The organism is Clostridium tarantellae, assembly GCF_009295725.1.
Lineage (GTDB): Bacteria > Bacillota > Clostridia > Clostridiales > Clostridiaceae > Sarcina > Sarcina tarantellae.
In genome coordinates this window covers 1-10,216 of record NZ_WHJC01000115.1, presented here as the reverse complement: position 1 = coordinate 10,216, position 10,216 = coordinate 1, and the positions used below count along the sequence as shown (strand labels likewise).

Here is a 10,216-nt window from a genome sequence, read left to right as displayed (position 1 = left end):
TTTCTCGTTTAAATACCTCCAATAAAACTATTGTTGATGCTATTAATGAAATTAAAGCTACTACCGATTCAATCAATACTTCTAGCATTGCCAATTTAGTTGAAAATAAGGTTGATAAATCAGCTTTCGGTGATATTTCTCGTTTAAATACCTCCAATAAAACTATCGTTGATGCTATTAATGAAATTAAAGCTACTACCGATTCAATCAATACTTCTAGCATTGCCAATTTAGTTGAAAATAAGGTTGATAAATCAGCTTTTGGTGATATTGATCTTTTAAATACTTCCAATAAAACTATCGTTGATGCTATTAATGAAATTAAAGCTACTACCGATTCAATCAACACTTCTAGCATTGCTAATTTAGCTGAAAACAAGGTTGATAAATCAATTATCGGTAACACTAGTGGTTTATTTACTACTAATAAAACTATTGTTCCTGCTATTAATGAACTTAAAGATTTTTTCGATAATATGGTAGATCAAAATGCTAATTTATATAGCAGTAATTTTTTCATTAATAGAACACTTCAAGATAAAGTTGATAAATCAACTTTTGGTGATGTTACTCGTTTAAATACTTCTAATAAAACTATTGTTGATGCCATTAATGAAATTAAAGCTACTACTGATTCAATCAATACTTCTAGTATTGCTAATTTAGTTGAAAATAAGGTTGATAAATCAGCTTTTGGTGATATTGCTCTTTTAAATACCTCTAATAAAACTATAGTTGATGCCATTAATGAAATTAAAGCTACTACCGATTCAATCAATACTTCTAGTATTGCTAATTTAGTTGAAAATAAGGTTGATAAATCAGCTTTTGGTGATATTGCTCTTTTAAATACTTCTAATAAAACTATTGTTGATGCCATTAATGAAATTAAAGCTACTACTGATTCAATCAATACTTCTAGTATTGCTAATTTGGATGAAAATAAGGTTGATAAATCAACTATTGGAAATACTAGTAGTTTATTTACTACTAGCAAAACTATTGTTCCTGCTATTAATGAAATTAAAGATTCTTTAGAGAATATGGTAGACCAAAACGCTAATTTATATAGTAGTAATTTTTTCATTAATAGAACACTTCAAAATAAAGTTGATAAATCTATTATTGGAGATACTAATAATTTAAATACTACTAATAAAACTATCGTTGATGCTATTAATGAACTTAAATCTGAATTTAATTCATTAAACCAACCATTTTCAATTTCTACAACTAGTTCACAACCAAATGTTAACTTTATTAATTCTTATTGGTCTGGAAGTACTATGAGTTGCTTAGGTGATGATTTATTTGTTGATTTTTCTTCTTATGAATTTTCTGATATTGAAAATAAATTAATAGATCAACTTAAATTTATTTTAAATTTAAGTTCTATTGAAAATTATAGCAAACTTGGATCTACAATTTGTACTAAGTCAGATGATCCTACTTGGAATGAAGAAAAATATCCTATGTGCTTAAATTATAAATCAATGGATGATAATGCCGAAATAATTTGTTGTTTAGGTGGACTAAATGATTTCTTAGAAAATTTACCTTTAGGTGATTTTAATAGTAAAAATACTGATACTTTTTATGGAGCCCTTCATAGCTTGTATTTAGGGTTAGTAAAGAAATATCCTAATAAAGCATTATTTATTATTACTTGTTTTCCAATATTAAACCAAGTTAATAAAAATGGTATATCATTATTACAATGGACAAATGCTCAAAAAGAAGTTGCTGAATATTATTCTATTCCTGTATTAGACTTATTTAAGAATAGTGGAATTAATCCTATAATACCTGAGCAAAGAAAAATTTTAATGCCTGATGGACTTCATTATAATCAAAAAGGAATAGATATTTTATCAAGAAAAATAAGTAAATTTATAAATCATATTTTATAAATCATATTATTATTAGTTAAAAGTCATGATTGTTATAAAATCATGACTTTTTAATATGTTCAAATAAAAAAATAATTAGCTTAAGTTACCCAACCTTAAACTAATTATTTTTCTTTCCCTTACATTTAACATTTACTATTTATTTCTTCTAATGAAATTCATTATATTTTTAATTTAACTCCTTAATGTATTAAGATTATAAAAGACTCGAATATTTTAGTCTTTTATTAATTACAAAACTTAATATTTCTATAATTTAAATATTTATATTTTCCGTTCTATTAAAACACCAAATAACCCCTCATTTATATTTCTTGTTTTAATACTTCTAAACAATTTATATATAAGCCTTCTGTTATCCTTTACATTAAGTATTTTACATTTTACACTATTTACTAATAAACTTCAAGCATTTTATTGTAATTTATTATTATTTTTTATATTTTTTTAGCATATTGTTATTTTTATCTTTATTATACAAATTATTTAATAAATATTTATTGTTTTATTAAATAAACTTCTAAAATACATCTTTATATTTAAAAGTCTATGTAAAATTTTGTCTTATATCATTTAATATATTATAAAAAAGTCCTGATATTTAAATCACGACTTTTTTATAATGTAATTTTTATATAGTTAACTATTAACCTAATAAGGATCTTATCATTGAAACTAATGTTGATTTAGAAGATTTCTTAGTTCTTCCATTTACAGAAATTGGTCTTGATTTTAAATTATCATTAGATACTGCTACTATTTTAAATCCATATAAGGTGTTAGCCTTTAACTCTTTAGCTTTATAAGTTGTTTCTGTTCCTGGTATTGTTTCAAGCTGAATACCATCTTTATAAATAATATATTCTTTTACTGGTATATTATCTGGTGCTTGCCAATTTAATGATATTGTACTATCAGTAGATTCAGAAATTATTAAATCACTTGGTTTATTAGGCTTTACTCCTGTTACTGGAGGATTTACAGCCTCTTCAACAACTATTGATTTTTCAGCACCATGGATTTCAAATATTTCACCTTCATCATTTCCAATAGTTACATTACTTGCAGATATTAAACTATCTACAGCTTTTGTTTTTGATTCTAATAAAACATTTATAAAATCTAAATCCTTCGGTAATTCAGTACCACTTAATGATGCAACTAATACCCTTATTTCACCTTCAACAACTTCTTTGCTATTTACATATATACCATCCATACTTGAATTAGCTTCTTTAAAATCAAATACAGCTGGATCATATTTTATAGTATAATCAGCAGCATATGCATTTACTTCTTCTTTAACTTCTGTTAATCCTAACCCAATACTAAGCACTTCTCCAGCTTTAATTTTATCTGGTATATTTAATTTAACTTTACCATTTGACTCTTCCACTGGTGGCTTTTCTAATTTTCCTGCCAGTGTATTAATTTCATAAATTTTTGATGATTTAGCATTTTCATCCCAAGATATTTTTATATCTAATATTTTATTAGAATTACCTGAATCAACTAAAGATTGAAGATTTATATTGTTAAACGCCTTATCTAAAACACCAACATCTAACCATTTATTATCAACTGTTCTAACACTAACTTTACCATTTGATATAACTTCATCATCTTGTAATATATGAATATTTTTTAGTTCTTTTATATCTGTTAATTTATAAATTATTGAATCTTCTGCTTCAATATCTCTTTCAGATTGAAAAGCTGTATCCATTCTTCCATCTGCAATTTTATTGATTTCACCAGGTATAGTTGATTCAATAGATGAAACTTCATCTTTCTTAACAGTTTCATTAAAAGTTATTTCAAAAACCTTAGTCCACATATTACTAGGTGCTGTCATTCTAGTTCTTATATATCTATACTTATTACCTTTAGCATCAGCCGTAATCACATTAAAATCAGCTTTTGTATCAGCAGTAACATCTATTCTTGATTCTTGTACTTGAGGTGTCAATGAAAAATCTTTTATTGTTGTCCAATTTTCTCCATCTGATGATACCTCTATTAATCCTGATCTTATATAGTCACTATTGTGAGAATATATATTTACATCATGAAGTTCTATTGGAGCACCTAAATCTACTTCATAATAGTCACCTACTTTTTGTTCTTTTGTCCATAAATAAGTGTTAAAATTTCCATCTGTTAAATTTTCAACTTTTCCTTCATATATCTTAGCATTAGTTGAAGCTATTTTATTTACTTCTATATCTCTCATAGCTTCAAACTTAGATAAATTTCCAATTACAACCTCTTCACTATTATTTAATACTCTTACATATTTAGCTACAAAATTTTCTGTTGCTATTAACTCTCCATTATTAATAGTAGTTTCTAAATCTGTCCACTCTATACCATTAATAGAATATTGTAATTTCAATGTTGACAATTCACCTGTAAAAGCTAAATTTACTTCATTAATATTTGCAAGTTTTTTTAACTCAATACCTAAATAACTTTTAGGTGCTATTTCTAAATCTGTTATTTGTGGATAAGCTATACTTCCTGTTTGAGAATCTACTATTACTTCTAAATTATTTATACTTTCAATATTAGTGAATATTTTATCTCCAGAATTTTTATTTACAGTAAATTCTCTAATAGCAGTCCATAAATCTGGCTTTCCTCCAGGTATTCCCGCATAAGTTGCTCTATACCTAATATATCTAGCCTCTATATTTAAATTTTCCTCAGAAATCTTAGTTTCTGTTCTTTCTTCACCTATAGCTGTCCAAGTTTCTCCATCTATTGAATATTCTAATATTCCTTTATGGAATCTATCATGATCGTCATCATTTCTTCCTTGGATTATAGTAATATCTTTTATTGGAATTACTTTACCTAAATCCACTCCGTAGTAATCTCCAACTTCCTGTAGAGCTTGAGAATACCAATAACTTTCTTCATCTCCATCTAACATATTATCTATGCTACCTTTATCTTTTAATGAAGTATATGGTTTAACTTTATAAACACTATCGTCATCTTTATAAACTTCATTTATATAAAGACCTTCAACATCTTTAAACATACTTTTTACAAATGGAGTTAATTTTTGTGATGACACAGTTATTCCACTTTTCTTTAGAACTTCTCTATTATGCTTGTCTATTCTAGCCATTTCATCTAATGCCTTTTTAGCCTCAAGATAATTATTCCACCAAATATCATACTCTCCCTCTTGAAGAGCTATAACAGCTTTCACTGTACTTTCTCCTGCTATTCCAAGCTGCTCAAATGACTGTAACCATTGCTCTGCTTCATTAACTAATGTTTTATTTGAACAATTTTTTATTATGTTACTTCCTGCTTTTTTTATAGCTTGAAATTCTTGAATTAGCCTTTCTCCATCATCTACTACTGATTCATTATTAGATAATTTATTTTTAAAACTATCTAATGTTGAAGCAATATGTTCAGATTCTTTTCTTCTATATCTTGGACCTGGATCAGTGTTATGAGTTGAAAATACTTTAAAATCTTCAGCTACTTCTGGTACTAAAGTTTCTATGGCATTGTGCCAGCTTTGTTCTGAATTGTATGCATCAGTATTCCATGTATGATTTGCCACACTAAATAACGCAAACTTTGATGCTTCTGCTTGATTCATTGGATTTGATGTAAACCCCCCAGCATTACTCATATTAGGATTTAATCCATAACTTGATCCTAATAATAGTTTGTCTCTACAATAGTCATTAACAGGAAAGTTCCACCATACATAAGCTTCTCTATTTATCCTTTTATTTACCCAATCTAAGGTTTCATAATCCATATCTGACATTACATCATTTCCAGTCCACATTACTTGAATGCTTGGATCTAATTCATCTCCTAATATATCTAAATAAGTTCCTGGGTTTTTATTTGCCCAAGATTTATTATATTCTGTTGGACAAAGTATTAATGGGGCAACATCTCCTTTTACTTTTATGAAGTCTTCATTTAACTTATTCAAAAGCCATGCTTGATTTCCAGCTTGAGCTTGTGGACTATTTCCTCCTATATCATCAAAAAATACAGCAAATCCTCGTACTCCTAAGTCATACATTTGTTCAAACTTATCTAATAATGTATTGTAATCTTCATCATTAAAATTAATATCTCCACCTGGATGAACTGCCCATACAAAATCCACTTTATTTTCAGTAGCCTTTGTAGCTAATTCAGCTATTTTTTGTGCCTCTGCTTGTGGATATGGTTCTCTCCATTTACCTCTATGGTATGGATCATCTTTAGGACCATATATATAAGTGTTCATTTTATTATCTCCACTCATTTCTAAAAGTCCTAATCTATTTTCATGTGTCCAAGGATCACCATAAAAACCTTCAACTATCCCTCTAAAACTTACTTCTGGATAGTCTTCCACATCAACTTCTGGAACTCCAATATTAGTTCCATCTAATTGAATTATTTGCTCTAAAGTTCTTGCTCCATAGTATGTTCCATCTTCATCTTTACCAGCTATAACAATAACTCCAGACTCTTTTCCTTGAATATCATTTGATGTGTATAAAGTATAACCCTCATCATTACTAAATGCAGCTTCTGAATTTATATCTGGTAATGCAGTAATTGTATTTTCAATTACTACATCAACACTTTCTCCAGTTGCTTCACCTAATATAATAACTGTATTATTATAGTTAACATCCTCTTCTTTATTTACTAAATTTACTTTAACATTGTTAGTTTCTAATAAATTTTTAAGAAATTTAACTGCTTGAAAATCAGCAGTATCAGAACCAACCAATTCTACTGTATCTGTTAAAGTAAATCCTTCTCCAATTTCATTTAAATCTTGTACTACCGGATTAATTTTGTTTAAATCTACTTTATAGCTTTTCCCTTCAGCATTTACTGTTATATTAGATATAGGTATAATACCCATTATTAAACATGAACTTAACATAGAAGTTATAAATTTTTTTGACTTCTTTAACATAACCTTCCCCTACCTTACATAAAATATATTAATAAGTATTCCTTAAAATCAAATTGAACATAGGTTAGGCTTTTACATCTAACCTATGTTCTTAATTAAAGGGATAAATTGTTATTACAGGGCTTATTAACTATTTTATAAACTTTTAAATTATCATCATTATCAACATACTAAAATTTAAAATATATATTATTAACACCTCTAATTTAGCTAAATTAGCTTTTATTTAATTCTTAGGTGAAAATATATATTGAACCAACTACGTTTATGTCTTAAATTAATATATATCTAATATTAAGTATGTTTCTTTTAAACCTTTATTAATAATTTGCTAAAAAAGCAATTACATTTCTCTTTTATTTTATTTTATAGCTTATAAAACTTTCTTAACTCTTTTAGATATACATATATTTAAACCTATTAATGTCATCATGAAAAAAGCTTTTTAAATTTTGTTTTCTACCACTTTCTATAAAATCGACCTCCTTTTATACTTACTAGAAACATGAACTAGATACTTTATAAGTCTTTTAAACTAAAGAGCACTCTCCTATTTTTATTTGCTTCTAAGTAAATATTAAAAAAATTTTCATTTTAAACTTTATGCACATCCTTTCTTAAAATTAAACTATATATTAAATTGATTTTTGCAAATTTTAAATTTTTCAAATTGGGAAAGTTAAAATAATTTCCATTATTTTACTTAATTTTATAATATTACCATTTAATTTTCAAGAACTTTTTATAATAAAAAAAACTTTTATGATTAATTTAATTAATTAACCATAAAAGTTTTTTCTTCTAAGATTTATTTAATTTTATTCCAAGAAATTTTTAACATTGTTTTCCATGTTAAAGCTATTAATAAAATCATAATTACTAATAAAATATATACTCCTATTTCACCCATAGTTGAAAGTAATATATAATGTGCAGTGCAACAAACCCCAGTTATTAACATAGCAAAAAACATAATACCTATATTACTTTTTCCTGCTTCAGTTGCTATTTTAGAAAAAGGTAATGCTTTTTGAGAAACTTTAAAGTATATAATCATATTTAAAATAATAGATAAAAACATAATTATAATATCAGGTAGTATTCTTATATTAAATATTAATATAAATAGTACACTTTGCACAAAAAATATTGGAATAATAAATTTTATAATATATGCTTTAAAGGCTGCTCTTACAGCTACTGATATATCTTTTATAGGACACACTTTGTAAATCCAAGCTCCTTTATAATTTGTAGAGCCCTCTATTAAAGTAATTCCTATTACAAAAAATAAACTTCCTAAATATAATATTAAATATAATTTTGTATTTGCCAATCCTTGAAGTCCTTCTTTTGAAAAAATAGGAAACAAAAATATAAAAGGAAAAATAAAACTTAGGGATAAATTAGGATATAATTTAAGTTTGAAATCTCTTTCAGTTTTCATAATGCTTAATGAAAATTTTAAAAAAGCTCTTTCATACTTATTTCTACAAATGTATTTTGATAACTTTTCTAATAAACTCTTTTTATTCTTAGTCTTATGACTGAAATTATTTAACTTTTGTAGGTTTCTTTCAAATGTAGGCATTAGCTTTATATATAGTAGTATTAATATTATAGGAGTTGCAATTGCTAATGCTGCTAATAATATCATTTCACCTCTAAAATCTCTATTTAAAATTATCTCATAAGGAGCTGCAAACCATATTGGTGGTAAAAATAAATGCCACCATTTTAAATTAAAAACAACTTTTAAATCAATAAGTGAAAATACTCTTCCTATTAATTGATATATTACAATCATTACAATTGATAATATTATTTGAACAAAATTTATTATATCCTTTAATTTTTCACCATCAAAAAATTTCAAAATTAATAAATATATAAAAGCTGTTAATGAAATTATTAATAAATTTATTAATATTATTTCTATTAGTGATATCACAAAAAATGTAATTCCCTTTGTTGCTACACTTATTAATAACATAGGTCCCATTAATGCTATACTTGTGTAAAACATATATATAGATACATGCATCACCTTAGCCATAGATAAAGTAATAGATTTTACAGGCTTGGTTAATATTATTCCTCTATCTCTTATATCTAATAAAACAGTTGAAAAGTCAGATATTAAAGTTGTAGACAACATAAACATAAACATTCCTGTTATTATTGACATTTGAAGCATATATGAATCTCCTATAAACATTACAGGAATCATAAATATTCCTATAATCGAATACATCCATAATGTAGTAAAAAATTTATTTTTATCTTTATCTTTATTTTGTCTGCTATTTTTAAATATTGTAGGAACTCTTCTTCCATCCATAGTAAACTTTACTTGAAGTATTTTTCTCATAATATCGTATTCTACACCAAATTTCTCAAATACTCCTTTGAATTTATCCATAAGCTTAAGTATTTTAAAATCCTTCATTAATTTTCATCCCCTTGTATAATAGATACAAATCTTTCTGCTAATTGTTTATGCTCATCAAAGCCTGTAATTTTATTAAATATTTCTTCTAAAGAACCCTCTTTTGATTTTTGCTTAAGCTCTTCAAAAGAACCATCTGCTTGTATTTGACCATTAGCAATTAAAACTATTCTATTACTTATTTTCTCAACTACATCCATTATATGAGATGAATAAAATATGGTTTTACCATTTTGAGCTAAAGATGATAATATTTCTTTTACCACCATAACGCTATTTGCATCTAATCCGCTTAAAGGCTCATCTAAAAATAATATATCTGGATTATGAATAAGACTTGATATTATTAAAATTTTTTGTTTCATTCCTTTAGAAAAAGAAGATATTCTTGAATTATATGCCTCTTGCATATTAAAAATTTCTAGAAGTTTTTTTATTTTATTTTCAACTATGTTTTCATCCATACCATATAATTCACCAATAAAAGTTAAATATTCTCTAGGAGTTAAACTATCGTAAATATCTGCAATCTCTGGAACATATCCTATATGTTTTTTGTATTTATAGCTATTATTAGTTAATTTTTCTCCTAATATTTCAACTTCACCGTCATATCCTTCAACTAATCCTAGCATTATTTTTACTGTTGTACTTTTTCCTGCTCCATTTGGTCCTATATATCCTATTATTTGTCCTTTGTAAACATCTAAATTTACTCCCTTTAGAACTTCTTTACTTCCATAATTCATTTTTAAATCTTTTAAACTTATTGCCACATCTAATTTTTCCATATAATTCTTCCCTTCACTGTTTTTACATAATTTTATCATTCTTATCAAATTAAATGTTTACAAAAATACTTCTTTTAAAATATAAAAAAGTAATATTCTAATA

4 protein-coding genes are annotated in these 10,216 nt (G+C 25.7%); 1 reads left to right on the top strand and 3 read right to left on the bottom strand.

Annotated features, from left to right (window positions below):
* The coding region (locus GBZ86_RS17110; protein ID WP_170272194.1) for an SGNH/GDSL hydrolase family protein at window positions 1-1,910 on the top strand (1,910 nt) is incomplete at its 5' end.
* Window positions 1,911-2,556: 646 nt separating this feature from the next.
* On the opposite strand, the gene GBZ86_RS08830 is transcribed toward GBZ86_RS17110, so the two are convergent.
* The 3 genes from GBZ86_RS08830 to GBZ86_RS08820 form a co-directional block, all read right to left on the bottom strand.
* Window positions 2,557-6,873: a beta-N-acetylglucosaminidase domain-containing protein gene (locus GBZ86_RS08830; RefSeq protein ID WP_152889787.1), complete on the bottom strand. Its 4,317-nt coding sequence runs from the start codon at window positions 6,871-6,873 to the stop codon at window positions 2,557-2,559.
* An 808-nt stretch (window positions 6,874-7,681) separates the two neighbouring features.
* Window positions 7,682-9,322 carry a hypothetical protein gene (locus GBZ86_RS08825; RefSeq protein WP_152889785.1) on the bottom strand — a complete coding sequence of 547 codons (1,641 nt, stop codon included), beginning with the start codon at window positions 9,320-9,322 and terminating at the stop codon, window positions 7,682-7,684.
* Window positions 9,322-10,113: an ABC transporter ATP-binding protein gene (locus GBZ86_RS08820; protein ID WP_152889782.1), complete on the bottom strand. Its 792-nt coding sequence runs from the start codon at window positions 10,111-10,113 to the stop codon at window positions 9,322-9,324. Before GBZ86_RS08820 ends, GBZ86_RS08825 begins: the two co-directional genes overlap by 1 nt.
* Between the last annotated feature and the right edge of the window lie 103 nt (window positions 10,114-10,216).